The sequence below is a fragment of the Cobetia sp. UCD-24C genome, assembly GCF_001306765.1.
Classification (GTDB): Bacteria; Pseudomonadota; Gammaproteobacteria; order Pseudomonadales; family Halomonadaceae; genus Cobetia; species Cobetia amphilecti.
This window is the reverse complement of sequence record NZ_LJTD01000002.1, coordinates 424370-450645: the sequence shown is the minus strand read 5'-3', so window position 1 is coordinate 450645 and position 26276 is coordinate 424370. Positions and strand designations below refer to the sequence as shown.

Below are 26276 nucleotides of genomic sequence, written 5' to 3'. Positions count from 1 at the left end.
AGGGCTAAGGGTGGAAGGCGACCGGCCAATCGGCGGGCCGCCTCGCAGCTGCCTACCAGCGACGCTCGAATTTCTTGCGCAGCATCACGGCTGCGGCATTGAGTAGGATCAGCACTGACAGCAGCACTAGGATGCCCGCCGCAGTACGTTCAACATAGGCCTGCTCCGGCTCGCCCGCCCAGGTGAATATCTGGGCGGGCAGCACGGTGGCAGCCTGGGTGATGGCAGTCGGCGCATCCGGAATGAAGGCCACCATGCCGACGATGATCAACGGCGCGGTCTCGCCCATCGCCTGTGCCAGGCCGATGATGGAACCGGTCAGGATCCCCGGCAGTGACAGCGGCAGCACGTGGTCACGCACCACCTGCCAGCGGGAGCAGCCGACGCCGAAGGCGGCCTGACGAATGGTGTCCGGTACGCTGCGCAGCGCCGAGCGCGTGGTGATGATGATCACCGGCAAGGTCATCAGACCCAGCGTCAGACCACCGACCAGCGGGGAGGAACGCGGCATGCCGAAGAAGTTGATGAAGATCGCCAGACCCAGCAGACCGAACAGGATCGACGGCACCGCCGCCAGATTGTTGATGTTGATCTCGATGGCCTGGGTAAAGCGGTTGTCCGGAGCGAACTCCTCCAGATAGACCGCCGTCAGTACGCCGACCGGGAAGGCGAAGGCCAGCGTGACCAGCAGCGTCAGGATCGTGCCCATCGCGGCCGACCAGATACCGGCGTATTCCGGCAACTTCGAATCACCGGTGGTGAAGAAGTTGATGTTGAACTTGAGCTCGGCCGTGCCGTTCTCGATCATGCGGTCCAGCACGGCGGTCTGCTTGGGCTTCAGGTGTGACTTGTGGCCCTTGAGGTACTGATCGACCTGGTCATCGGCGATCACCCAACGGTCGATCGTCTGACCCATCAGGCTGGCGTCAGCGGCCATGTCGCGCGGCAGCTGGCGCAGCCAGCCGCGGCTGACCAAATCACGCACGTCTTCTTCCACCGCTGCCAGCGGGATTTCCTGCGACTGCTCGCTGTAGGTGACCGGCACGTGCAGTTCTGCCTGCTGGAAGGCCGGGTAGCCGCGCATGACCATGTCGCCGATGAAGACCACCAGGAAGGTGGCGGCCAGGGCGAGTGCGCCCATGGACATGAATTTCAGGCGCTTGGTGCGGCGATGACGGCCCTTCAGCTGGGCCGAGATATCGTCGAATGAATGGCTCATGTCTAGTCTCGGCCTCAGAGGTTGTTGGCGCTGTACTTCTCACGGAAGCGGCGGATCAGGACCACCGAGACCATGTTCAGCAGCAGAGTGACAACGAACAGCACCAGACCCAGCGCGAAGGCCGACAGAGTCTCGGCACTCGCGAATTCCTGGTCGCCGGTCAACGCGGCAACGATGCGCACCGTGACGGTGGTCATGTCTTCCAGCGGGTTGGCGGTCAGGTTCGGACGCATGCCCGCCGCCATCACCACGATCATCGTCTCGCCGAGGGCGCGTGACATGGCCAGCAGAGACGCGGAGATGATGCCCGGCAGAGCCGCCGGCAGGATGACGTTGCGGATGGTCTCGCCGTGGGTCATGCCCAGCGCCAGAGAGCCCTGACGCATGGTGTCCGGCACGGAGGTGATGACGTCATCGGACAGTGAGGAGATGAACGGAATGATCATGATGCCCATGACCAGACCCGGCGCCAGCGCGTTGTTGTAGGACGCCTCGATGCCCAGCGGCGAGAAGATGTCGACGATCAGCGGCGCGACGGTGATGGCGGCGAAGAAGCCGTAGACCACGGTAGGGATACCGGCGAGCACTTCCAGCACCGGCTTGGCGACGGTACGCACGCTCTCGGGGGCGAACTCTGCCATGTAGACCGCGGCGAGCAGGCCGATGGGAATGGCCACCAGCATCGCGATCAGAGTGATCATGAAGGTACCGGCGAACAGCGGTACGGCACCGAAGTTGGCGGTGCTCTCGACGCCTTCACCACGGCCGGCGGCCATCTGGAAGCTGTTGCCCGGATCCCAGGTGGTGCCGGTGATGAAGGTCCAGAAGCTTTCCATCTGGAAGAAGCGGATGGCCTCGAAGATGATCGAGACCAGAATGCCGAACGTCGTGACGATGGAGATCATCGCCGCGCCGATCAACACATAACGAATGAGGGTCTCGATGGCATTGCGCGCATGGAAATCAGGCTTCACCAGGGCGAGGCCGATGACCAGGCCGACGGCTGCGACGACCAGACTGGCGATCAGCAGCTGCATGCCTTCGATATCGATATCTGCGGTGGCAATCGCAACGACGGCTGCCAGACCGACCAGCAGAGCAGGCCCTGAGCTGGAGATTGCCGTGAACCAGCCGTACTGATCCGGCTGGGCGTACATTTCAGCACCGCTGGCGCGCACACGCTGTGCCTTGCTGCGGCCGCTGAAGAAGGCCACCAGGCCAGCCAGCGCCACGATGCCTATGAAGAAGAGAAAGATCTGCTGAGTCTGCATCTTTCGGGTCCCGGAGTCGCGTTGTTCACAGGGGGAAGGCTTCATGCCTTGCGAAACCCTGCGACCAGTCAAGCAAACGGGCCGGCTGCCAAGGGCAACCGGCCGCGTCAGAGGGTCAGCTGCGTTGCTTACTTCTGGAGATCGGCCAGAGTCAGCTTGGTGCGCTCAGCGACCTGCTCGCGAAGCGTGGCGCGCTCTTCCTTCGGCAGCGGGATCAGACCGATGCCCTTCAGGTAGCCCAGCTCACCGATCATCTTCTCGCTCATGAACAGGTCGTTGTAGGCCTGCTGAGCCGGCACGTCATCCTTGTGCTGGTTCTTCACGTAGTAGAACAGGGAGCGGGAGACCGGGTACTCGCCAGAGGAGATGGCATCGGCTTCCGGCTGCACGCCATCGATGGAAGCACCGACGACCTTGTCAGCATTCTCTTCGAGGAAGGAGTAGCCGAAGATACCGAAGGCTTCGGTGTTCTCGACCAGCTTCTGGATGATCAGGTTGTCATTCTCGCCGGCAGCGATGTAGTGACCGTCCTGACGGATGTTGGTGTAACCCTCACCGCCGTAGCCTTCCATCTCTTCGGTGGAGACTTCCATCACCAGCTCTTCGAAGGCGTCACGGGTACCGGAAGTGGAAGGCGGCCCGTAGACGGTGATCTTGCGGTCCGGCAGGGAGGAGTCGATCTCGGACCACTTGGTGTAGGGGTTGTCGACGAGCTTGCCGTCGACCGGCACCTGAGCGGCGACCGCCAGGGTGATCTGCTCACGGGTCAGGTCGATGCTGCCATCGCGGACAGACTGGGCGAAGGCGATACCGTCGAAGCCGATCATGGCTTCGGTGATATCGGTCACGCCGTTCTCTTCACAGCGCTCGAATTCAGACGTCTTCATGCGACGAGAGGCGTTGGTGATGTCCGGAGTGCTGTCACCGACACCTTCACAGAACAGCTTCATGCCGCCGCCGGAACCGGTGGATTCGATGACCGGAGTCGGGAAATCGCTGGTGGCACCCAGCTCTTCAGCGACGTAGCTGGAGAACGGATAGACCGTGGAAGAACCCACGATGCGCAGCTGTTCACGGGCTTCTGCAGCACCAACTGATGCAGCGATGACAGCCACTGCGAGACCGGACTTGAGGAACGCCTTCATGCCTGAAACTCCTTGCGATAGGAATGAGCCAGTGAGGTGGCTTCTTGTCTACAGGGAGTACCTTGCCAAGCATTCATGACAACTGTGTGACAGTCGCCGGCTCAAGCCTTTCTCAGTCGGACGGCGTCTCATGGCGCGCCAGGGCGCGGCGCCCTGCCAGCACCCGCAGCAGAATATTGCTGACCAGCGCCGTGCCCAGCATGCCGAGAATCATCGGCCACAGGCTGTCCATCGCCAGACCTGCGATCAACATGCCGATCACGGCGCCACTGGCAAACTGCATGCTGCCGATCAGCGCATTGGCCGTGGCGCTGATGCGCGGGAAATACTCCAGCGCCGAGGAGATCGCGTTGGGCGCCACCATGCCGTTGGCCCCGACGAAAACCATCAGCAGCGGCGCGATGACGTAGAGCAGGTCCAGCCCCAGTGCCAGCGCCGATACCAGCAGGATGGCCGCAGACAGCTGGATACCGATGCCGATGCGCAGCAGACGCGGCGGCGACAGGCGTGACAGCAGGCGCACGTTGAGACGGTTGGCGGTGAACATGAACAGGATGTTGGCGCCGAACAGCACCGGGTACCAGGCCGCCGTCACTCCGAAATGCTGCATATAGACGTAGGGCGACGCGGTGATGAAGGCGAACATGCCACCGAAGCCCATCGCCTGCGTCAGCGCATAGCCCATCGCCGGCCCGTGGCGCAGCACGCTGGCATAGTCACGCGCGACCTGCAGGAGGCTGGCCGGCGGCTCGTCCGCCTCGCGCTTGCGCCGGGTCTCGGGCAAGCGCAGCGGCAGCACCACCAGCAGGAAGGCGGCATAGGCGGCCAGAAAGGCGAAGATCAGCCACCAGCCCGCCATGCCCAGCAGCAGACTGCCGATGGCAGGCGCGATCAAGGGCGCCAGCATCATGATCACCGCGACGGTGGACAGCACCTTGGCCGCCTCGCGGCCACTGAAGCAATCGCGCACGATCGCCGAGGAATTGACCACCGAGGCGCCGCCGCCCAGCGCCTGCAGGAAGCGCAGCGCATAGAGCCCCTCGAGGCTCTCGACCTGGGTGATGGCCAGACTCGCCAGCAGGAAGACGAAGATGCCTGACAGCAGGACCGGCTTGCGCCCGATACGGTCTGACAGCGGGCCGAAGATCAGCTGCCCCAGCGAGAAGCCGAGCAGGAAGACCGACAGCGACAGCTCCGTATGGTGCACCGTGGTCGCCAGGTCTTCTGCCATGGCCGGCAGTGCCGGCAGATAGGCATCGATGGCCAATGGAGCCAGGGCCGTATTGGCCGCGACCAGCAAGGCCAGCTGACGGGTTTGACGCTTGTCCACATCCCCTCCTGCAATCGTTTGTCGATGGTATGTCCACGTGCCGAAAACGCCACGTCCTTGCCGTCAGATGACGACAGTGGGCGCGCCGCCGCACAATTGATACAGTTGACCTACACAGGTGACGAATGTCACATCACGCTGATGAAATCCCCGCGGATCATCCACTTGGGGCGATCGGCCCGAGATGTCTTCACAGCCGGCAGGCGTGGGTGCACACTCGGTGGCAGCGCTCGCTCCGGCGGCCCCTGCCCTTCACCTCTTGCCTTATTCATGAGGGCCACTCACCCCTTCGGGTGGCTCACGCTCAGTACAGGAAACTCTTGCATGGCACAGGACAAGCTCTCCCAACTCAAGGAAATGACCACCGTCGTCGCCGACACCGGTGACCTCGAGGCCATTCGTCGCTTCGCGCCCACTGATGCTACCACCAACCCGTCACTGATCCTGCAGGCCGCTCAGGACCCGTCACGTCGCGAGCGCCTGACCGAAGTCGCGCGCAAGGCCACCGACATCGATGATGCCGTCGACGCCGTGGCCGTGGATATCGGTACCGAGATCGCCGGCCTGGTGCCGGGTTATGTCTCCACCGAGGTCAGCGCCCGTCTGTCCTTCGATGCCGACGAGACCATCCGTCGCGCGCATCGCATCATCGAGCGCTACGCCGCCAATGGCATCGGTCAGGAACGCATCCTGATCAAGACCGCCTCTACCTGGGAAGGCATTCGCGCCGCCGAGAAGCTCGAGCGCGAAGGCATCCGCACCAACCTGACGCTGCTGTTCAGCTTCGCCCAGGCCCAGGCCTGTGCCGATGCCGGCGTGACGCTGATCTCGCCCTTCGTCGGTCGTATCCTCGACTGGCACAAGGCCAATCAGCCGGACGCCGACTTCAGCGGCGACAACGACCCGGGCGTGAAGTCGGTCAAGGCCATCTACGAGCACTACAAGGGTCACGGCTACAAGACCATCGTGATGGGCGCCAGCTTCCGCAACACCGGCGAGATCGAAGCGCTGGCCGGCTGTGACCGCCTGACCATCTCGCCGGCACTGCTGGGTGAGCTGGCCGAGAGCACCGGCCCGCTGGAACGTCGCCTGCTGGCCGCCGATGCCGAGCAGAACGTGCCGGAAGTGCTGACCGAGTCCAACTTCCGCTGGGACATGAACGAAGACGCCATGGCCACCGAGAAGATGGGCGAAGGTATCCGCAAGTTCATGGCCGATCAGCGCAAGCTCGAGACCCTGCTGGCCGAACTGCGCAGCCACTGAGCCTGAGGAGGATAGCGCCGATGATGAGCTCTTGTTAAGCAAGAGCTCATTGAATGGCCAAGGCAACAAAAAGCGCCTGCCGTGTTTCACGGCAGGCGCTTTTGCATCGTGCATTCTGAATCGTGCTGTCAGGCTCAACGCTCCAGCGCGCGCCTTCAGTGCGGCTGGCGATGCTCCTCACTTTCCAGCAGCTCGATCAGCGGCTGGAACTCCAGGCGATTGTGGCCGTTCAGGCACATCAACAGCCGGTGAGCCTCGAGAATGCGACCGCGCAGCTCCTGCTCCTGCTGGGGCGAGGCATCGGCGTCATCCTGAGACTCGTTCAGCGCTGGCGCGTTGCAGCAGGAAGCTCCGTCCAGATCGGCCTGGTCCGCCTCCGGCAGGCTGCCGGCGTCCACGACACTGGCCACCTCGTCGAACCCCATCACCTTGAGCATGGTCAGCACGTCGGGATGGGCAGCCACCACCTGCGCCGGCATCACCAGCCGGTCGCGGACCGCCAGCGCCAGCTTGGCCAGAAAGCCCAGTGCGGTGGAATCGACATTGGTCGCTTCGCGCAGATCGATGATCACGCTTTCCAGTCCCTCAACCGCAGCCACGCGCTGTACCTGCTGATCCAGCGTGGCACACAGCGTCAGGCGTACATCACCGGATAGCTTGAGCACGAACAGGCCGTCTTCGAACACGGCCTGGATACGTCCTTCATCCATCATGGAATCCTGTCAGCGTCATCAAGGTAAGGTCATCCGGCAGCTCGCCATCCAGCGCCAGTCCACGACGCAATCCTTGCACATCCTCACTGCTCAGAATCCGTTGATGCAGTGCTCGAGTCCTGTCCTCCAGCGCCTCGCCCGGCAGGCATTCCAGTACACCATCACTGGCCAGCCACAGACGGAAGCGCTCAGGAAGCGCCACACGATACGCTGGATAGCGGGTGTCTGGGAAGAGCCCCACCGGCCGACCGCTGCCTTCCAGCTCACGCAGTTCGCCGTCGGGCGTGACCAGTACCGGCATCGGCAACTGGGCACCCAGGGTGTAATGCAGCGTGCGCGTGTCACGGTCCATCACACCACACATCACCGTGGCATGCTTGCCGATGCCACTGTCGATCAGTTCACGGTTGAGCAGTGCCAGCCACTCGGGGCCGAAGGTTTCCGGCGTATGTTCCTCCCAGTGGCGGATCGCGCGTGCGAACAACAGCTTGAGCAGCACGGTCACGAAGGCCGACGAGGCGCCATGCCCGGAGACATCCGCAAAGTAGAACAGGCTGAAGCGTTCGTCGATCGCCTGATACTCGAGGAAGTCACCCGACAGATACAGCGACGGCGACAGGCAGTACTCATAACTGACGCCATTGATGTGCTGCCCGCTCTGGGGCAGCAGACGCTGCTGGATCTGGCCACCGGCCTGCTGGTCCTGACGCAGCAGCGCCAGATGCGTCTCCAGGTGCTCGTTGAGCTCCTCGAGGCGCGCGCGTGCCTTGGCGTGCTCATGGGCCAGCTGGTGATGCTCCGCCGCCCGCTTGAGCAGACTGCGCAATACCGAGCCATGCTCGCGCGGCGAGATGAGGTAATCGACCAGCCCGGCCTCCACCGCCGGCAGCAGGCATTCATCGCCACGGCTCTCGGCCACCACCACCGTCGGCAGGCGCTCGGCCAGACGCGCCCACTCATGACTGGAAACGGCCTCGACATGCGCGACCACCACCGCCACTCCGCTGGGCAGTGTCGCGATGCCATCACAGGCCGCCACCGCACAGCGTTCATCCGTCAACAGGTTCGCCAGCGCATCACGCCGCGAGCCGGGAAGATCAATCAGACCGATCAACAGACGCTTGCCTTGCTCATCCGCCATGCCAACCCCTCATTCCCGTCCTTACTGCCATCCACTCGCAGTCTTGATGCTGCTTGCCCTCGCGACCGGCACCACTGCCCCTTCACGGTACCGGTCGCCTGCTGCGGGTGACGCGTTACTGGCTGTCGTCTTCCGGTGCGAAGGCACCGTCGAGATCGGCATCATCGAAGCTGTCACTGGCGAAGGGATCATCGCCCAGCTTGCCATCGTTGATCTCGAAGTTGCGGCGCTGCAGGTAGGCATCACGAATGAAGCTGTAGCGATCGCCCTGGATCAGCTTCTCCTGCTCGAGCAGACCGGCACGGGTATCGACCAGATCCAGCGCCTTCAGGCCGTAACGCACCTTGTCGTCTTCGACGTAGTTGACGGGATCAGCGAAGTAATCCACCGGCATGCCCGCGGTATCACGCACGGTACTCGGACCGAACAGCGGCAGCACGAGATACGGCCCCTGCCCTGCACCCCAGACGGCGAGGGTCTGACCGAAGTCTTCCTCGTCCACTGTCCAGCCAAGTTCGCTGGCCGGATCGAACAGGCCGCCGATGCCGACGGTGGAGTTGAGCAGCAGACGGCCGGTGGAGACACCGGCATTGGCCCACTTCCACTGCAGCACCGAGTTGAACATGGTGCTGACCTCTCCCAGATTGGAGAAGAAGTTGCCCACGCCATCCTGTACCAGCTCCGGCGTCACATAGTCATAGCCCTGCGCGACCGGCTTGAGGGCATAGCGATCCAGGGTGTCATTGAAGGTATAGACGTTACGGTTGAAGCCCTCCCAGGGGTCCTGAGGGTTCGGCTCGCTGTCTCCGGTGCTGGCGCAACCCGCCAGCAGGGACATGGCCAGCAGTGCCGGCAGGGAAGTCTTGATCGTGTGCATCTCGTCACCTGTAAGTCTATTGGATTCCTGCAGCGGTCCTTGCCACATCCCTGGCTGTCAGGTCCGGTCTTCTTTATACGTTCCGCGCCCGCCAAGAGCCAGCACAGGCCACGTGGATTCGCGCAATGTCCTGCTTCAACCGCAGCGTTTCAGCAGCACGCTGCCGGCACTGTAGCCTGCCCCGAAAGAACACAATACCCCCAGGCTCCCCGGCGCCAGATCAGCGTGATGGAGGTGGAAGGCGATCACCGAGCCCGCGGAGCTGGTATTGGCGTAGCGATCGAGAATGATCGGCGCTTCCTCGCTCGACGGGTCACGCCCGAGCACGCGCCGCGCGATCATGTCGTTCATGTGGCGGTTGGCCTGGTGCAGCCACATGCGATCAAGATCACCGCCGTCTGCCTCGATCTCGCCCAGATGGGTGGTGATCAGCTCGGCCACCATCGGGCAGACCTCGCGGAAGACACGCCGCCCCTCCTGGATGAACAGCTTGTCATCGGCCTTTACACGATGGCTTGCGCTGTCAAGTGTCATCGCGGATGCCACGTCGTCCTCAAGCACCGCCGTGCGATTGAGGAAGCCGAAATTGTTGCGTATCGCGTTGGAGAAGCGCGTCACCAGACGCGTGCCGAGCACCTCGAAGCCATCGGTGCGCGTGGCGACATCCGCCGCTTCCAGCACTACGGCCGTGCAAGCATCCCCGAAGATGAAGTGGCTGTCACGGTCGCGGAAGTTGAGATGCGCACTGCAGATCTCCGGATTGACCATCAGCACGCGCCTGGCACTGCCGCTGCGAATCGCGTTGGCGGCGGTCTCGATGCCGAAGGTGGCGGAGCTGCACGCCACGTTCATGTCGAAGGCATAGCCACCGGCCTCGAGCGCGGCCTGCAGTTCCACCGCCACCGCCGGATAGGGGCGCTCGAGGTTGGAACAGGCCACGATGACCAGATCCAGGTCCGCGGCGTTGACGCCCGCCGCCGCCAGCGCTTCACGCGCGGCCGCCACGCCCATCTCGCACTGCACCGAGGGCTGGTCATTGGCGCGCGCCGGCAGGCGTGGGCGCATGCGCTCCGGGTCGAGAATGCCCTCGGCATCCAGCACGTAGCGGCTGTGGATACCCGAGGCCTTGACGATGAATTCGGCGCTGGACTCGGTGCGTGCCTCACGCTCACCACGTGCGATGGCGTCGGCATTGGCGGCATTGTCCGCCGCCACCCAGGCATTGAAGGACGCCACCAATGCCTCGTTGCTGATGGCATTGGGCGGCGTGTAGAGCCCGCTGCCGGTGATCAGTACGCGATGATTGCCGCTGGCGCTCATGGACTGACCGGCGTTGGCGTGTTGCGTCTCGGCAGCGTGATCATTGTCATTGTTTGGCATGCATCCACTCCTGACAGTGCTATCCCGCGGGATATCACCAGAATTGAGCGGGGCACGACCCGGCGCCGCGTCGTCATGCCCCATGTTCAGTGTACGCTGTCTCGGCGATTCCAGACGCCCGAGTCAGCATTTGTCGGGCGATCACAGTGAATGCTTAAACAGCAAGTCCTGTCTGCAGCTTGGGCCATCCCGCCGCGGCACGCCTCCACGTACCGGTCACGCAAGCCCCTGATGCCACGCACAGCGCCCTGGAATGGCCCCAGACAAGGCAGAGCTTCAGCCAGGGCAGAGCTTCACAAGGCAGAGCTTCAGCCAGGACAGAGCCCAGCCTCAGGACATCAGCGGCGCGCCATCAGCTCCTGCCAGCGCTTCTCGAGGCGCTTGGCGGAGACGGTCTCCAGGGTGCCGAGCTGCTGGGCAAACAGCGAGACGCGCAGTTCCTGCAGCCACCAGCCGAACTCTTCCAGCTCCGCATCCGGCAGCCCCTGCTCGCGCGCCTTGCTCAGGCGGGCATCAAGGCGGGATTCGAAGCCCTTGACCTCCTCCATGTCACGCTGGTCGCGCATGCGCTCACGCGGCGCCTTGTCGAGACGGATCAGCATCGCCTCCACATAGCGTGGCAGCTGATGCAGCCATTCACCGGAGGCCTGGATGAAGCCCGGCGTGATCAGGCGTGCCTGCTGGGCCTTGAGGTCAGCCACCACCAGCGCCATCGAGAAGTCGATCTTGCCCTTGAGGCGCTTGGATAGCTCCAGATGCTGCTTGAGCGCGGCCTCCAGCGGCTTGAGTAGCGCCTCGGCGTGCGGCACCAGCTCGGCCCGCCTGTCATCGAGACGCGCCTGCAGCTCACTGCGCGAACGCGGCAGCGGCTCGACGGCCATCACCTGCTCGAAGACGCTGTAGATGAAGTCATCCGCCAGCTGGCGACGCGTCCCGACCTTGGCGAACAGCAACGCACAGCGTTCCAGCGCCTTGAGGTCACGGTCCAGATAGCGCACCTGGTCCGGCAGGCGTGCCATCGCCAGGCGCGTGATGCCATCACGGTGCGCGGCGGCGGCCTTGGCCGGATGATCGAACAGCTCCACGCTCAGATTCTGCTCGACCTGAGCCGTCGCGCTGGCAGGCGCATGGCTTGACGGCGCGCTGTTCTTGCCGGTCTTGCGCGCCAGCTTGCGCTGCTTGGCGCTCATGCCGCTGTCGGCAGGCGCCGCCGCCTTCACCACCAGCGCCGGGTAGGCCTCGACGCGAATGCCCGCCTGGGTGGTGCTGTGCGAGGTGGCGATCGGTGTCTCCGGCAGATCTTCCAGCACTTCGCTGTCGGCTTCACGGCTGCGGCTGGCCATCGCCCGCGCCGCGGCCGCGGCCGAGTCCTTGAAGCGTGCTTCCAGCGCTTCGAGATCACGCCCTTCGCCCAGCACCTTGCCGTCCTGATCGACGATGCGCAGGTTCATCTTCAGGTGCGGTTCCAGCGTTTCGGGCGCCCAGGCATCCTGCGGCAGGCGCAGGCCAGTCTTGACGCGCATGAACTCGGCCAGCGCATCGGTCAGCGGCACGTCGTCCGGGGTCAGCGCTTCAAGTGCGGCATCGACCCAGTTGGGAATCGGCACCACCTGCTTGCGGTACTGCTTGGGCAGCGACTTCATCAGCGCGATGGCCTTGTCACGCAACAGCCCCGGCACCAGCCATTCGATGCGATAGCGCGGCAGCTGCGAGAGCATCGCCGCCGGCACGATCATCGTCACGCCGTCATCCACCGCACCGGGCGCGAAGTGATAGCTCAGTGGGTAGGCGACGCTGTTGTGATGCAGCTGTTCGGGGTAGCGCGCGACGGTGACTTCCTCGGCGTCGCGCGCCATCAGGTCGTCGAGATTCAGGTGCAGGACATCGGGGTTGTCGCGCTCGGCCTCCTTGCGCCACTTGTCGAAGCTGCGCCCGTTGTAGATGCCTTCCGGAATGCGCTCGGCATAGAAGGAGAACAGCGTCTCTTCGTCGACGAGGATGTCCCGCTTGCGCGCGCGGTCCTCAAGCTCACCGACCTCATCCATCAGGCCGCGATTGTGGGCGAAGAACGGCGCACGGGTCTGGAATTCGCCCTCGACCAGCGCACGGCGAATGAACAGCTCGCGGGATTCTTCCGGCGCCAGCGGGCCGTAATGCACCTTGCGCGCGGTGACGATGGGCAGCCCGAACAGGGTCACCTGCTCACTGGCGACCACCTGGGCACGTTTCATCTCCCAGTGCGGCTCGCTGTAGCTGCGCTTGACCAGATGCTCGGCCAGCGGCTCGACCCACTCGGGCTTGATCGCCGCGACCTGACGCGCGTAGAGCTTGGTGGTCTCGACCATCTCGGCCGCCATCACCCACTTGGGCGACTTCTTGGCCACACCGGAGCCCGGGTGAACGAAGAAGCGTCGGTTGCGCGCGCCGAGATACTCGCGGTTTTCCTGCTTGAGGCCGAGATTGGAGAGCAGCCCGGTCAACAGCGCGCGATGCAGTGATTCGTGATCGATGGCCACCGACGGGCGGCGGCCCTGCCCCGGTGAGGCCAGTACCCGCGCGGTGACCTCGGCCTGCGCCTCGGCGTCGCGCTCATGCTGGGCGCTGGTCATCTCCAGCCCCAGGTCGCGCGTCAGCTGCTTGAGCTGACGGAAGGTGTCATGCCACTCGCGCAGGCGCAGATAGTTGAGGAAGCGCGCCTTGCACCAGCGGCGCAGCGGGTTGGCACCCAGCGCATCCCGCGCCAGTTCGAAGCCTTCCCACAGATTCAGCCAGCTGACGAAGTCGGAGTTGTCATCATCCCACTCGTGGTGGATCTGATCGGCCTGCTGGCGCTTGTCGGCAGGGCGCTCGCGCGGGTCCTGGATCGACAGCGCGCTGACGATGATCAGCACTTCACGCAGGCAGCCGCGCGAGGCGCCTTCAAGCACCATGCGCGCCAGACGCGGGTCGATGGGCAGACGCGCCAGGGTGCGGCCATCACGGCTCAGACGGTTGTGTTCATCCACCGCGCCCAGTTCGCGCAGCAGGCGGAAGCCATCGGTGACGAAGCGCGAATCCGGCGCATCGACGAAGGGAAACTTCTCGATGTCGCCCAGCTTGAGCGACAGCATCGACAGGATCACCGAGGCCAGGTTGGTGCGCTGGATTTCCGGCTCGGTGTATTCCGGGCGCGCGAGGAAGTCCTCCTCGCTGTAGAGGCGGATGCACAGGCCTTCGGCGATACGCCCGCAGCGGCCCTTGCGCTGGTTGGCGCTGGCCTGGCTGATCGGCTCCACCGGCAGACGCTGGATCTTGGAGCGATAGCTGTAGCGGCTGATGCGCACCAGGCCCGGGTCGATCACGTAGCGGATGCCCGGCACGGTCAGCGAGGTCTCGGCGACATTGGTGGCCAGCACGATGCGGCGACCACGATGCGGCTGGAAGACGCGGTTCTGCTCTTCGTTCGAGAGGCGCGCGTACAGCGGCAGCACCTCGGTATCACGCAGCTGGGCACGACGCAGGGTGTCCGCGGTGGCGCGGATCTCGCGCTCGCCGGGCAGGAAGATCAACACGTCACGCGGGCCCTGCATCCAGCCCTTCTCACGCTCGATCACCGACAGCTCTTCCACCGCGCGCAGGATACCTTCCTGCAGGCTGAGGTCTTCCTCATCCTCGGCGTCGCGCACCAGCGGCAGGTACTGGGTCTCGACCGGGAAGTTGCGCCCGCTGACCGAGACGATGGGCGCCGGCGTGCCATCCTGAGCCGCGAAGTGCTGACTGAAGCGCTCCACGTCAATGGTCGCCGAGGTGATGATGATCTTGAGGTCCGGGCGGCGCGCGGTGAGACGCTTGAGATAACCGAGCAGGAAGTCGATGTTCAGACTGCGCTCGTGGGCCTCATCGATGATGATCGCCTCATAGCGGCTCAGATCCGGGTCATGCTGGGTTTCCGCCAGGAGGATACCGTCGGTCATCAGCTTGATCAGCGTCGACGGGCCGGTGGTGTCGTTGAAGCGCACCTGATACCCGACCGTCTCGCCGAGTGTCGTCTCGAGCTCCTCGGCCAGACGCGCCGCCACCGAGCGCGCCGCCAGACGGCGTGGCTGGGTGTGACCGATCAGGCCATTGCGCCCCAGCCCCATCTCCAGACACAGCTTGGGCAGCTGGGTGGTCTTGCCCGAGCCGGTCTCGCCGGCGACCACCACGATCTGATGCTCGGCAAGCGCGGCGAGGATGTCTTCGCGACGCTCCACCACCGGCAGTTCCGGCGGATAGTTGAGCGCGGCGGGTGTCTGCCAGCGTGCCAATGCCGTCTCGCGCGCGGCGCGCTGGGCGATGCTCGCCTCCAGGCGGCTCTCGATATCGTTGATAGCACGATCGACCGGCTTGCCTTCCTTGAGACGCCGCCGCAGGCCAGCCAGGCGCTTGCCCAGCTCGCGCTGATCACGGCTCAGGGCGCGTTCAAGGCGAGCCGCGAGGGCTTCAAGACGCGCATGTTCGGACGGTGCGGTAGCGGTGTCGCTCAAGGACTGCCTCTTCTCAACCAGCGACCACACGCCACGCGCGCAGCCGGAAACTCTCGGGAATTCAGCCTCACGCTCGCCTGCACGAGGCAGCAAGCCATGACGCCTGAATGACAAAACGGCCCGTCAACAAGTGACGGGCCGTCCATTGTAGCCCTGCGCGTAGCCGCGCCCAACCTTGGCGGTGCTAGTCCCCTGCCACGCCGCCGGCTCAGCGCTGCCCTCAGTGCTCGCGTAGCGGCGTATTGCCACCGCTCTCTTCGCTGTCGCGCAGCTCACGGCGCAGCACCTTGCCGACGTTGGTCTTGGGCAGTTCATCGCGGAATTCGACGAAACGCGGCACCTTGTAGCCGGTCAGCTGCTCCTTGCACCAGCTGCGCAGGCTGTCGCGATCCAGGTCCGGGTTGCTGGAGACCACGAACAGCTTGATCGCCTCGCCGCTCTGCTCGTCCGGCACGCCCACGGCCGCCGCCTCGACGATATCCGGATGGCCGCTGACCACGTCCTCGATCTCGTTGGGGAACACATTGAAGCCGGAGACGATGATCATGTCCTTCTTGCGATCGACGATGCGCACGAAGTCATCTTGCTGGATGACCGCGATATCGCCGGTGCGGATGAAGCCCTCGTCATCCATCGCCTCACGCGTGGCATCGTCACGCTGCCAGTAGCCCTTCATCACCTGGGGGCCGCGCACGCACAGCTCGCCCGGCGCATCGCGCCCCAGCGTCACGCCATCGGCATCCACCACCTTGAGCTCGGTGCCTGGCACCGGCTTGCCGATGGTGCCCAGCTGCAGCTCGCGCGGCGGATTGAAGCTGACGATGGGTGAGGTCTCGGTCATGCCGTAGCCCTCGGCGATCGGGCAGCCGGTGACGGCTTCCCAGCGCTCGGCCGCGCTGCGCGTCAGCGCCATGCCGCCGGAGATGGTCAGCTTGAGACTCGAGAAGTCCAGCGCCTTGAAGTCATCACGCTGGCACAGCGCCGAGAACAGCGTGTTGAGGCCGACGAAGGCGGTGAACGGTGTCCTGGCCAGTGTCTTGATGAAGCCATCGATATCGCGCGGATTGGTGATCAGCACGCTGTGGTTGCCGCTCTCCATGCTGTAGAGGCAATTCACCGTGAAGGTATAGATGTGATAGACCGGCAGCGGCGCGATCAGCACCTCCTGACCTTCATTGAGCACATCACTGATCACGCCGCGCGCCTGCAGCATGTTGGCGACCAGATTGCGGTGGGTCAGCATGGTGCCCTTGGCAACCCCGGTGGTACCGCCGGTGTACTGCAGCGCGGCGATGTCCTCGGGCTGGCGCGTGACACGCGTGTGCGAGAGCCCCGCCCCGCGCTTGAGCACGTCACGCAGGCCGTGTGCGTCGGGCAGGTGGTACTTCGGCACCATCTTCTTGACGTAGCGCACCGCCAGATTGATCAGCGGACGCTTGGGGAAATCATGCAGGTCACCGATCTCGGTGATGATGACCTCCTCGATGGACGTGCGCTTGAGCACCTTCTCGAGCTTGTCCGCCATGTTGGCCAGAATCACGATGGCGCGGGCGCCGGAGTCATGGAACTGGTGCTGCATCTCGCGCTCGGTGTAGAGCGGGTTGGTGTTGACCACCACCAGACCGGCGCGCAACGCACCGAACACGGCCACCGGGAACTGCAGCAGATTCGGCAGCTGGATGGCGATGCGGTCACCGGGCTCAAGGCCGGTCTCGTGTTCCAGCCAGGCGGCGAAATTGCGCGACAGGCGGTCCACATCGGCGTAGCTGAGCGTCTTGTCCATGCAGCTGAAGGCCGGACGCTCGGCATAGTTGGCGCAGCTGGCCTCGAAGACCTCGAGAATCGAGGGGTAATCCTCGAGACCGGACAACGGCTCACCGCTGACGATCAGGTTGGCGTCCCCGGTCACGGGGCCAGCGTGATCAGACGCCTTGTCGGCTTCCGGGTCTGCCGAGGCGTTGGCAGGATTGGCATCATGCATGGCTTGGGCTCCATGACTGCATTCGTCTGCTGGATCGTGGCCGGGCGCGGAGTCTTTCACTGGCAGCCACAGGCGAGAATTCAGCACTTGTTGTTATCAGGGCGTCACGCCCACATGTGAACAATGACATGAATGACGGCGTGATGGGGAAAAGGACGGCGCGACAACGCGCGCGCAGGTACCGGCAATACACCGACGACACCCCGGCAAGAACCTCCAGGGCCGCCGCGCTTCACCTTAACCAGTCACGCCAATGATGTAAAACGACCGATTGAAACCATCGTTCACATCCGAAAAAGTGTCGTTGAATCAAACCACTACTCTTGTACGACCTTGGTCAGAGACTAGCCGCGACTGCCAACCTTGCCATGTCGTTATGCGCTTCAGGCCTTTGAGTCGCGCTCGGCTAGCCCTTAACCTTATGCTCATACAGTCGCGACAGGCGCTGCTGAGCATCATCACTTCACTCAAGCAGCGGGCATGATCGCTGTCTAGCCGCCAGATACCCAGAGGACCTCGCATGGCCAAGATCTATCAGGACAACTCGCAAGCCATCGGCAATACGCCGCTGGTCAAGATCAACCGCCTCAGCAGCCATCCACGCCTGTACGCCAAGGTGGAAGCCCGCAACCCGGCGTTCTCGGTCAAGTGCCGTATCGGTGCCAGCATGGTGTGGGACGCCGAAGAGCGCGGCGTGCTCAAGCCGGGCATGGAGATCATCGAGCCGACCTCCGGCAATACCGGCATCGCGCTGGCCTTCGTCGGCGCGGCGCGTGGCTACCCCGTCACCCTGACTATGCCTTCCTCCATGAGCATGGAACGCCGCAAGGTACTGAAGTCCCTCGGCGCCAACCTGGTGCTGACCGACCCGGCCAAGGGCATGCAGGGCGCCATCGACAAGGCATGCGAGCTGCAGAAGGCCGAGCCGGAACGCTACTTCCTGCCGCAGCAGTTCTCCAACCCGGCCAACCCGCGCATCCACGAAGAGACCACCGGCCCGGAGCTGTGGGATGCACTGGATGGCGAGATGGACGTGCTGGTGGCGGGCGTCGGTACCGGCGGCACCATCAGCGGCATCGCTCGCTACTTCAAGACGGTGCGCGGCCAGTCACTCGAAGCCGTGGCGGTGGAGCCGGCGGAATCTGCCATCATCACCCAGCGCATGCAGGGCGAGTCGATCACGCCGGCCCCGCACAAGATCCAGGGCATCGGTGCCAACTTCATTCCCGACAACCTGGACCTGGCGCTGATCGACCGCGTCGAGCCGGTCGCCAGTGAAGATGCCATGGCCATGGCGCGTCGCATCATGCAGGAAGAAGGCATCATGTGCGGCATCTCCTGCGGTGCGGCGATGACCGCGGCGCTGCGTCTGGCGGAAGACCCGGCCTACGCCGACAAGTCCATCGTCGTCATCCTGCCGGACAGCGGCGAGCGCTACCTGTCCTCGCCGATGTTCGCCGGCATGTTCGACGATGTCGAAGGCTGAGCCTCACGCGTTGACCAGGCAAAAGTCGCAAACACGAAGGGCCGCAATCGCGGCCCTTCGTGTGTCTGGCATTCACGCTCTTTCTCGGTCGCTCAGCGTCAGCGACTCAGCCAAACGTCAGCGACTCAGCCAAACGTCAGCAGCTCAAGTCAGAAGCCAGCCAATCCGGCTTGCGGCGCGCGGTGGCGGTGCGATCGACCGCCCCGCTCTCGGATTGCTCCTGCCCTGGCTCTTCCTGGCTCAGCGGCAACTCACCGCCAAGACTGGCGACCAGCTCGCCTTCGCGGAACACGACCAGTTGCCCCGGCAGCAGGCGCTGCCATTGCTCGTTGTCGGTCAGCGGATCGGTGGCGATCACCGAGACCACATCGGCATCGGTGGTGTGCTGCTGGAAGTCGACGCTCATCTCGAAGTCGGTGAGGCTCGCCTGCCCGAAGGGCGCACGGCGCGTGATGTGCGCCAGCTTGGTGGAGCAGTAGGCGTAGAGATGCACGCCATCGGAGAGCAGCAGATTGAAGACGCCAAGCCCGCGCAGACGCTCGCACTGGGCGTGCAGATGCCGCCACAGGTCTTCGCACCGCGCCGGCGGATTCGGGAAGGCGCGCCGGATCTCGCCGAGCAGGAAGCAGGCAGCGTGCTCGCTGTCCGTGCTGCCCACCGGGCGATAGTACGGCAGGGGCAGTGCCTGCCAGTCCGCCAGCTGACCGTTGTGGGCATAGCACCACTGCCGGCCCCACAGCTCGCGCGTGAACGGGTGGGTATTGGCCAGTGTCACCTGGCCGACATTGGCCTGGCGAATATGGCTGATGACCATCTGCGACTTGATCGGATAGTCGAGAATCATGCGCGCGATGGGCGAATCCACCGACGGATGCGGGTCACGGAATTCGCGATAACCGCCCTCTTCATAGAAGGCGATTCCCCAACCATCGCGGTGCGGACCAGTGCCACCGCCTCGCTGCAGAAAACCGGCGAAGCTGAAGCAGATATCGGTCGGCACATTGGCACTCATGCCGAGCAGTTCACACATGGGGTTCCTCCCGCTGAGTCGGCTTGCGCGTCATGCGACGCACCAACATGATCACTACCAGCAGGCCGATCACACCGGCCACGGCGTAAGCGATCATGCGGCTTTGCGGTGATTCTGCCTCACGCTGGGCAAAGTCCGAAGCTCCTTCGAACCACTGACTGATCAACGCAGGCACCTTGTCGATGGGCAGACGGCCCTTCATCAGCAGATCATTGAGGTCTTCCTTCTCCTCTACCGCCTGATCCAGGCCCTGAATCTCACCGAAGGACTCACCCTCGATGGGCGAGCGGTCCAGATTGGCGGCACGCCGCGCCGCATTCTCGTTGAGGGTATAGGGCGCCAGGTCAATCACCCGCGAACTCCCGCCCAGCGCGATGCGCGCGCTGATCTGCACATCGGCACTGACGTCACGTTCCAGCGGCGGCAGTTCGATACGCCAGCGACTCTCGCCCGCTTCCGCCACGCTCAGCGGCTCGCCCTGCAGCGTCGCGTCCAGCTGGGTATTGGCGGTGTTGAGCAGCGGATGGCGCGCGCTGACCTCCAGCGCGCTCGGCGGCGTCGCATTCTGCGCATTGCCACCGATCGGCTCGACCAGCAGCGGGTCGACCACGCTGGTGCGCTGGCTCAACTGACGTGCAAAGGGCGCGCCATCGCGCTGGCCCTCGATGGTCAGCGTCAGGCGAGCACCACCCGGCTGCTGCGGCGGCGGCATGTTGACGCTGAACTCCGAACCGTCACGCTCAAGGCCGCGCTGCTGGGCGCTGGTCACGGCTGCCGTTTCTGCTGACATGCCACCCTCGTCTTCCGGCACCAGACGCGCATTGCCGTCCAGCGTCGCCAGGAAATCCTGCTCGTCGACATCACGTGCGCCGTCGACCAGCGAGGCTGAGAGGGAATAGCCAAAGCCGCGATACAGCGTGGCCGGCAGCGGGCGCGACACCAGCGCCAGGTCTGACACCACGGTGATGCGGCTGTCGACACCCACCTGCCCTTCGATACGCCATTGTCCGGCCTCGGGATCGGCCACGGTGATCAGGTCATAGCGCGGCTGATGTTCCCAGCGCACGCCCTCAGGCAACGACGCCTTGTCGGCCAGCGAATAGCGCTGTCCATCCGGCGCAATCAACACCGGCGCGCTGTCATCGGGGCCATGGAAGACCAGCGCCGTGAATTCCTCGACGCTGCCATCGATGGTGAAGCGCTTGTCCTCGAGCGGCACCAGCTCGCCGGGCACGATACGGTCGAGCGCCCCAAGGAAGGCACGCAGCAGGTCTTCCGGGGTCTCGGCGACCGTCGCCAGCCCGCCGGTGCCATCGGCGACCTGCTGCAGCAGATCGATATCGGCGTTGCGCGACAGCGCGACGGTATGCACCGTGATGTTGTGCGCCGCCAGCTGTGGCGTCAGCTCATCGGTGATGCGCTGACGCGAGGCGCTGTCCGAGGCGGCCTTATCGCTGCTTGGCTCACGCAGGTCGACCATGCCATCGGAGAGCAGAATGACCTGACGCGGCCCCTGGCCATCGATGCTCGCATCGGCGCCTTCGGCGGCGGCACGCAGGCCCGCCTCGAGGTCGGTGTACTGCTCGTAATCGTCCAGCCGCCCTTCCAGCCCGCGGGCCGCCTGCTTCCAGCCCGCATCGACCGCGCCCAGCGCCAGCAAGGGCTGTACCTGCTCACCGAAGCCCCACAGTCCCGCACGCGAGCGCTCCGGCAGCAAGGTGACCAACAGGTCCAGCGCACTGGCGCGCAGATTGGTCGGGTCGTTGTGCTTCATGCTGCCGGAGACATCGATCGCCATGCGCAGGTCAGGCGCAATGTCGCGTGCCGAGCCACTGCTTGCATTCACGTCACTCGCGACATCCCGGGCCACGAACGGCATCTGTTCAGCCTGTTCGCTTGACGACTCATCTACCGGCTCACTCACCGACTCGCTCATCGGCTCACTTGCCGAAGCGTTGTCCGCTGGCGACGCCTGCTCGGCGAAGGCCGAGGGCGACGCGAGGCTGATGCCCGCCAGCATCAGGGCAGCCAGCCAGCGCGCCCCCGCACCCTTCGCTAGAGGGCCGGATGAAGAGCCGGACGCAAGCCCTGGTGAACGGACTGGCTCAAGAGACGAAGTGACAGCTACATCACGGGGCATGACAGATCCTTAGTCCACGCTCGGACAATGCACGGCTGGCGCTGATCGAACGACGCTCGATCAGAGCGACGGTTCCTGACGGTCACGGCCTGCGCGGGTACGCGCCGACGCACGAGCCGGGGTGCCACGTTTCTCGCTACGCAAGCTGGCGCCAGCGACGTGGCCCTCGCGCACTTCCTCATCTTCCTGCTCGTGGCCATGAGGCTGGCGGCGCTGCTGGGCGGCGCGGCGACGCTGTTCACGCCCGCGTCCCAGCCACCAGATCACCAGGCCCAGCACCACGCCGGCCCCGATGCCCAGTACCAGCATGCCGAAGGCCGAGGCCATGCCACCACCATCCTTCTGCACCACGCTGACGGCAAAGGCCACGATGGCCGGCGCAAGGCCGGTGTAGGCATCTTCCGCGACGCTGGCCGTGACGTGAAAACTGGTCGGCACGGCGATCATGCCGGCGATACCGCCGACGAGGATCCAGCGCAAGAAACGCGGCAGTATTCGCACCGCCATATAGCCGGTAAACAGCACTACCGCTGCCAGGCCAAAATAGATCAGCCACATCTGCGGCAGCGAATCGGAAATCATCATGCCCTTCACTCCTGTCATAACATCCTGTCGAGACTGACATTCTGAGGGGTGCCTGTCCCGTGCAGAAGCAGCCGGCACCTCAGTTCAGCCATCGAGTCATCCCATCATCGGGGCCACACGTTGCGTGGCACCAGAGGCTGCGCATTCATCTCTCACGGCGGCGATGCCTCCCATGAGGCAAGGGCTTGCGCACGCTGTGGGACAGGCTCAATGTTACACTCCATGCCCGCCCGACACACTCGAGCACCCCACTTTCAAGAGGTAGCCATGCCCGATAGCCCCGTCCAGCGCCATTATCGTGCCGATGACCCCGAATGGCACTGGCTTGAAGAACGCGACACGCCAGAGGTCACCACCTTTCTCACGGCGGCCAACGCCGAGAGTGATCGCTGGTTCGCCCCGCTCGCGCCGCTGAGCGACGCCCTCTATCACGGCCATCTTGCGCGCCGCGAACTGGCCGTCTCAAGCTTGGCCGAGGCACTGGATCACTACGTTTATTGGAGCGAGACCGCCGCCGACGCCGACTATCCGGTCTGGTGGCGCCATGCGATCGGCGCCGACCCCGCCGATACCCGCCAGCACGAATGCCTGCTGGACCTGCAGAGCCTGTCGCGCCATCACGACTTCGTCGAGCTCGGCGATATGGCCATCTCCCCGAATGAACAGCAACTGGCATGGACTCTGGACACCAGCGGCGACGAGGTGTTCAGCCTGCGTCTTGCAACACTGAACGCGACGAATGGCGACTCACGCAACGCCGGCCACGATGACGAGTGCCTACTGGAGGATATCGGGCCGGATCTGGTGTGGGCCGAGGACGGCCAGCACCTGCTGTTCACGCGCTATGACAGCACCCAGCGCCCCTTCGAGATCTGGTGTCTGAATGTCGCGAGCCGCGCCGAGACGCTGCTCTATCGCGAGGAAGACAGCGAATTCTGGATCGGCATGGGCAAGACCCGCTCACGCGCCTGGCTGATTCTGGAGACCGCCTCCAAGGACACCAGCGAGACCTGGTTGCTCAAGGCCGACACCCCGCTGGGTGAGATGCGTCTGGTGCGCGCCCGCGAGACCGGCGTCGAGTACGGCGTCGACCACCGCCCCGGCCACTTCTATGTGCTGCACAACAGGCAAGCGCCGCACTTCCAGCTCGATATCGCCTCCGAGCATGCGCCCGGCGACTGGCAGCCGCTGATCGCCACCCGCGATGAGGTGACGCTGGAAGGCGTCGAGGCCTTCAGCTGGGGGCTGATGGTCGATGAACGCGATCACCGTCAGGCCCAGGCCTGGCTGCGCGTGATCGAATTCGAGGGCACGGCACCGACACAATCGATCTGCCGCGACGAGCGCCTGGCGATGCCGGAGCAACCGCTGAGCCAGGGGCTGGGCGACTGTCCGCATTTCGACGCTCGCCGCCTGCGCATCCGCGAGGAAAGCTTCACCACGCCGCCGAGCTGGATCGAGCTGGACCTCGACACGGGAGAGCGCCGCCTGCTCAAGCGTCAGACCGTGCATGGCGATCTCGCGCCCGAGCAGCTGATCAGCCGCCGCCTGTGGGCAACCTCCGACGATGGCGAGCAGGTGCCGGTCTCGGTGGTCATGCGGCGCGACCTGTGTGATGACGCGGGCCGCCCCCACGCTCCGCTGCCGGTCTTGCTCTACGGCTATGGCGCCTACGGCGAGACGCTGGACCCCTGGTTCTCGATCGCCCGCCTGGAACTGCTGACGCGCGGCGTCGCCTTCGCGGTCGCCCACGTGCGTGGCGGCGGAGACCGTGGCGAGCCTTGGTATCTGGCCGGCAAGCTGGAGCACAAGGAAAACAGCTTCAATGACTTCCTCGCCGCGCGTGATGCGCTGGTCGAGCAAGGCGTCGGGGCCGCGGATCGCATTGCCGCCTACGGTGCCAGCGCCGGTGGCCTGCTGGTCGGCGCCAGCCTCAACAAGCGTCCCGAGGCCTTCTGCGCCGCGGTGCTCGATGTGCCCTTCGTCGATGTGCTGCGCACCATGGAAAACCCGGAGCTGCCGCTGACCACCGCGGAATACACCGAGTGGGGCAACCCGCACGAGAACGAGGCACGGCGTCGCATCCGCGCCTATTCGCCGCTGGACAACCTGAGCGCCGCGCCCTATCCGCCGCTGTTCCTGCAGGGCAGCTGGCATGACACCCGCGTGCCCTACTGGGAGCCGGCCAAGCTGTATGCGCGTCTGCGCCAGATGGACTGCACGCCGCATCCTGTCCTGTTGCGCACCGACATGAGCTCCGGACACGGCGGTGCCTCGGGTCGCTTCAAGGCGTGGCGTGACAATGCGCGCCAGGACGCCTTCCTGCTGTGGGCGCTGGGCGTGTGCGAGAAAGCCGACGGCAATGAGGCCACGCGCGACGACGACTGAGGTGCCTGTGCTTGCGTGTCTTTCGCACAGCGCTGTGACTGTCGGATAGCACCCTGACAGCCGCATACGACAAGGCCCCCGCCGGTTACCCGGCGGGGGCCTTGATGTTTTCGTCAGCTCAAGGGGTCACGCTTGACCTGACGAAGGGTGCAACATGACTGACTCAGCGCGGATCGAGCTTGGCCAGCTTGGTGGCGATACGATCACCATAATCGGCATCCGCCTGACGGAAGTGCGCGATCATCTTGTCCTGGACCACGTGGCTGACGCCTACCATGGTGCCGGCGATGACGTCGGTGATGCGCGTCTTCTGGCCTTCATCGAACAGACGATAGAGGTTGCCGGCCTGGCTGTAGTTATCCTCATCGCTGTTGTCGTGATAGCCCATCCAGGCGTTCTGCTCCAGCGGCATCGCCGGCTCGGCGACGGTAGCGTCCGGCACAGGGGCGCCCTGCTCGGCACGCTCGTTGGGGTAGAAGTTGGTGCGTGAGTACTGGCCACCTTCCTTCGTTTCTCCCGGCACGCCCTGACCGACCTGGCCGCCCAGCGGGCCGCCACCGTGACCGGTGACCGGGCACATGCCCGCCATCACGCCATCACGCTGGTAGTGGTTGACCGGGCAGACCGGACGGTTGACCGGCAGCTGCTCGGCGTTGGCACCGACACGGTAGCGGTGTGCATCGGCGTAGGCCCACAGACGAGCCTGCAGCACGCGGTCCGGCGAGGCGCCGATACCCGGCACGAAGTTGGACGGCGAGAAGACGGACTGCTCGACTTCCGCGAAGTAGTTCTCCGGGTTGCGATTGAGCTCCATCTTGCCGACTTCCATCAGCGGGAAGTCACCGTGCGGCCACACCTTGGTCAGATCGAACGGGTTGATGTGGTAGTCACGTGCCTGGGCTTCGGTCATCACCTGCAGGTTGACGGTCCAGCTCGGACGCTCGCCACGCTCGAGGCGGGTGAACATGTCGTGCTGGTGGAAGTCCGGTGCGACCTGCGCCGCTTGATCGTCGGTCAGTGTCTCGTGGCCCTGGTCGGTCTTGAAGTGCCACTTGACCCAGACACGCTCGCCCTTGTCGTTCCACAGGCTCAGCGTGTGCGAGCTGTAGCCGTTCATGGTGGTCAGCGACTTCGGGATACCGCGGTCGGACATCAGGATGGTGACCTGATGCAGCGCCTGCGGATGGTTGGCCCAGAATTCCCAACGATTCTGCCAGTCGACCATGTTGGTGCGCGGGTCTTTCTTCTGGGTGTGGATGAAGTCAGGGAACTTGGACGGCTCGCGGATGAAGAACACCGGCGTGTTGTTACCGACCATGTCCCAGTTGCCGTCCTCGGTGTAGAACTTCAAGGAGAAGCCGCGCACGTCGCGAGTGTTGTCGCCGCTGTCCTGGCCACCGGCCACGGTGGAGAAACGCGCCAGCAACGGGGTCTGCTTGCCGACACCCTGCAGGAAGCGGGCGATGGTCAGGTCAGACAGGTCACGGGTCAGGGTGAAGGTGCCGTAGGCGGCGACGCCACGGGCGTGGACGACACGCTCCGGAATGCGCTCACGGTTGAAGTGCGCCAGCTTCTCGAACAGACGCCAGTTGTCGAAGGTCAGTGAACCATTCGGGCCCGCTGTCTGGCTGATGTCATCGTGAGGCACCGGGGCGCCGTTACCTGTGGTATAGCGTGGAGTCTGGGACATGTAGACGTTCTCCTGTCAGGTAGAAAAAAGCGCTATCAAACTCGACTGGCAAGGCCAGATGCTGCTGATGTCACATTTTCATGCGCTGCTTGATGTGAAAGCCTGCAGCCCATTGTCGAATCGGGTCGGGGC

Annotated in this window: 17 protein-coding genes; 3 read left to right on the top strand and 14 right to left on the bottom strand. The window is 64.4% G+C overall.

The annotated features are described in order from the left end of the window. Positions 1-52: 52 nt before the first annotated feature. From pstA to AOG28_RS04105, 4 genes are all read right to left on the bottom strand, one after another. The gene (gene pstA, locus AOG28_RS04120; protein ID WP_043333976.1) at positions 53-1219 is read right to left on the bottom strand and encodes a phosphate ABC transporter permease PstA; all 1167 of its coding nucleotides are present in this window, start codon (positions 1217-1219) and stop codon (positions 53-55) included. A 14-nt stretch (positions 1220-1233) separates the two neighbouring features. Next, on the bottom strand, positions 1234-2490 hold the full coding sequence (pstC, locus tag AOG28_RS04115; protein ID WP_054555390.1) for a phosphate ABC transporter permease subunit PstC: 1257 nt from the start codon (positions 2488-2490) through the stop codon (positions 1234-1236). Positions 2491-2618: 128 nt separating this feature from the next. Next, a complete protein-coding gene (locus AOG28_RS04110; protein ID WP_043333978.1) occupies positions 2619-3635 on the bottom strand; it encodes a substrate-binding domain-containing protein in 1017 nt (338 codons plus the stop codon). Between the two features lie 112 nt (positions 3636-3747). After that, positions 3748-4965 (bottom strand): Bcr/CflA family multidrug efflux MFS transporter, encoded by a 1218-nt coding sequence (locus AOG28_RS04105; protein WP_054555389.1) that lies wholly within the window; start codon positions 4963-4965, stop codon positions 3748-3750. A 324-nt stretch (positions 4966-5289) separates the two neighbouring features. Here AOG28_RS04105 and tal point away from each other — a divergent pair, with 324 nt between their 5' ends. Next, positions 5290-6228, top strand: coding sequence for a transaldolase (gene tal, locus AOG28_RS04100; RefSeq protein WP_054555388.1), 939 nt, complete (start codon positions 5290-5292; stop codon positions 6226-6228). A gap of 155 nt (positions 6229-6383) precedes the next feature. On the opposite strand, the gene AOG28_RS04095 is transcribed toward tal, so the two are convergent. The 6 genes from AOG28_RS04095 to AOG28_RS04070 form a co-directional block, all read right to left on the bottom strand. Continuing rightward, positions 6384-6938 carry an STAS domain-containing protein gene (locus tag AOG28_RS04095; protein ID WP_043333981.1) on the bottom strand — a complete coding sequence of 185 codons (555 nt, stop codon included), beginning with the start codon at positions 6936-6938 and terminating at the stop codon, positions 6384-6386. Beyond that, entirely contained in the window at positions 6931-8082 is a 1152-nt protein-coding gene (locus AOG28_RS04090; RefSeq protein ID WP_043333982.1) for a PP2C family protein-serine/threonine phosphatase, read from the bottom strand. The genes AOG28_RS04095 and AOG28_RS04090 overlap by 8 nt, the downstream gene beginning before the upstream one ends. A 115-nt stretch (positions 8083-8197) precedes the next feature. Further along, entirely contained in the window at positions 8198-8959 is a 762-nt protein-coding gene (locus AOG28_RS04085) for an MlaA family lipoprotein (protein WP_043333983.1), read from the bottom strand. 135 nt (positions 8960-9094) lie between these two features. After that, the gene (locus AOG28_RS04080; RefSeq protein ID WP_054555452.1) at positions 9095-10279 is read right to left on the bottom strand and encodes a beta-ketoacyl-ACP synthase III; all 1185 of its coding nucleotides are present in this window, start codon (positions 10277-10279) and stop codon (positions 9095-9097) included. A 398-nt stretch (positions 10280-10677) separates the two neighbouring features. Continuing rightward, a complete protein-coding gene (gene hrpA / locus AOG28_RS04075; RefSeq protein WP_054555387.1) occupies positions 10678-14844 on the bottom strand; it encodes an ATP-dependent RNA helicase HrpA in 4167 nt (1388 codons plus the stop codon). A gap of 220 nt (positions 14845-15064) precedes the next feature. Next, positions 15065-16825, bottom strand: a complete 1761-nt coding sequence (locus tag AOG28_RS04070; protein ID WP_082388221.1) for an AMP-binding protein — start codon at positions 16823-16825, stop codon at positions 15065-15067. A gap of 520 nt (positions 16826-17345) precedes the next feature. Here AOG28_RS04070 and cysK point away from each other — a divergent pair. After that, positions 17346-18311: a cysteine synthase A gene (gene cysK / locus AOG28_RS04065; RefSeq protein WP_043333985.1), complete on the top strand. Its 966-nt coding sequence runs from the start codon at positions 17346-17348 to the stop codon at positions 18309-18311. 136 nt (positions 18312-18447) lie between these two features. Here the strand turns inward: cysK and AOG28_RS04060 are convergent, their stop codons facing one another. From AOG28_RS04060 to AOG28_RS04050, 3 genes are read right to left on the bottom strand one after another with little or no spacing between them, the layout of a single operon-like run. After that, positions 18448-19341, bottom strand: a complete 894-nt coding sequence (locus AOG28_RS04060) for a class II glutamine amidotransferase (protein WP_082388220.1) — start codon at positions 19339-19341, stop codon at positions 18448-18450. Then, positions 19334-21481 carry a VWA domain-containing protein gene (locus tag AOG28_RS04055; protein WP_082388219.1) on the bottom strand — a complete coding sequence of 716 codons (2148 nt, stop codon included), beginning with the start codon at positions 21479-21481 and terminating at the stop codon, positions 19334-19336. Before AOG28_RS04055 ends, AOG28_RS04060 begins: the two co-directional genes overlap by 8 nt. 60 nt (positions 21482-21541) lie before the next feature. Then, positions 21542-22066, bottom strand: coding sequence for a hypothetical protein (locus AOG28_RS04050; RefSeq protein ID WP_054555385.1), 525 nt, complete (start codon positions 22064-22066; stop codon positions 21542-21544). A 267-nt stretch (positions 22067-22333) separates the two neighbouring features. Here AOG28_RS04050 and AOG28_RS04045 point away from each other — a divergent pair, with 267 nt between their 5' ends. Then, positions 22334-24454 (top strand): S9 family peptidase, encoded by a 2121-nt coding sequence (locus AOG28_RS04045; RefSeq protein ID WP_054555384.1) that lies wholly within the window; start codon positions 22334-22336, stop codon positions 24452-24454. Between the two features lie 163 nt (positions 24455-24617). Here AOG28_RS04045 and AOG28_RS04040 read toward each other — a convergent pair whose 3' ends face one another. Then, positions 24618-26144, bottom strand: coding sequence for a catalase (locus AOG28_RS04040; RefSeq protein ID WP_043333987.1), 1527 nt, complete (start codon positions 26142-26144; stop codon positions 24618-24620). Positions 26145-26276: the final 132 nt, after the last annotated feature.

Excerpts from the sequence above, each read along its gene's own strand:
- cysK (WP_043333985.1), top strand. The coding sequence starts at position 17,346 with ATGGCCAAGATCTATCAGGACAACTCGCAAGCCATCGGCAATACGCCG.
- AOG28_RS04040 (WP_043333987.1), bottom strand. The coding sequence starts at position 26,144 with ATGTCCCAGACTCCACGCTATACCACAGGTAACGGCGCCCCGGTGCCT.
- AOG28_RS04060 (WP_082388220.1), bottom strand. The coding sequence starts at position 19,341 with ATGTGTGAACTGCTCGGCATGAGTGCCAATGTGCCGACCGATATCTGC.
- AOG28_RS04085 (WP_043333983.1), bottom strand. The coding sequence starts at position 8,959 with ATGCACACGATCAAGACTTCCCTGCCGGCACTGCTGGCCATGTCCCTG.
- AOG28_RS04070 (WP_082388221.1), bottom strand. The coding sequence starts at position 16,825 with ATGCATGATGCCAATCCTGCCAACGCCTCGGCAGACCCGGAAGCCGAC.
- AOG28_RS04110 (WP_043333978.1), bottom strand. The coding sequence starts at position 3,635 with ATGAAGGCGTTCCTCAAGTCCGGTCTCGCAGTGGCTGTCATCGCTGCA.
- AOG28_RS04050 (WP_054555385.1), bottom strand. The coding sequence starts at position 22,066 with ATGATGATTTCCGATTCGCTGCCGCAGATGTGGCTGATCTATTTTGGC.
- AOG28_RS04090 (WP_043333982.1), bottom strand. The coding sequence starts at position 8,082 with ATGGCGGATGAGCAAGGCAAGCGTCTGTTGATCGGTCTGATTGATCTT.
- pstA (WP_043333976.1), bottom strand. The coding sequence starts at position 1,219 with ATGAGCCATTCATTCGACGATATCTCGGCCCAGCTGAAGGGCCGTCAT.
- AOG28_RS04045 (WP_054555384.1), top strand. The coding sequence starts at position 22,334 with ATGCCCGATAGCCCCGTCCAGCGCCATTATCGTGCCGATGACCCCGAA.
- AOG28_RS04080 (WP_054555452.1), bottom strand. The coding sequence starts at position 10,279 with ATGAGCGCCAGCGGCAATCATCGCGTACTGATCACCGGCAGCGGGCTC.
- tal (WP_054555388.1), top strand. The coding sequence starts at position 5,290 with ATGGCACAGGACAAGCTCTCCCAACTCAAGGAAATGACCACCGTCGTC.
- pstC (WP_054555390.1), bottom strand. The coding sequence starts at position 2,490 with ATGCAGACTCAGCAGATCTTTCTCTTCTTCATAGGCATCGTGGCGCTG.
- AOG28_RS04055 (WP_082388219.1), bottom strand. The coding sequence starts at position 21,481 with ATGCCCCGTGATGTAGCTGTCACTTCGTCTCTTGAGCCAGTCCGTTCA.
- AOG28_RS04095 (WP_043333981.1), bottom strand. The coding sequence starts at position 6,938 with ATGGATGAAGGACGTATCCAGGCCGTGTTCGAAGACGGCCTGTTCGTG.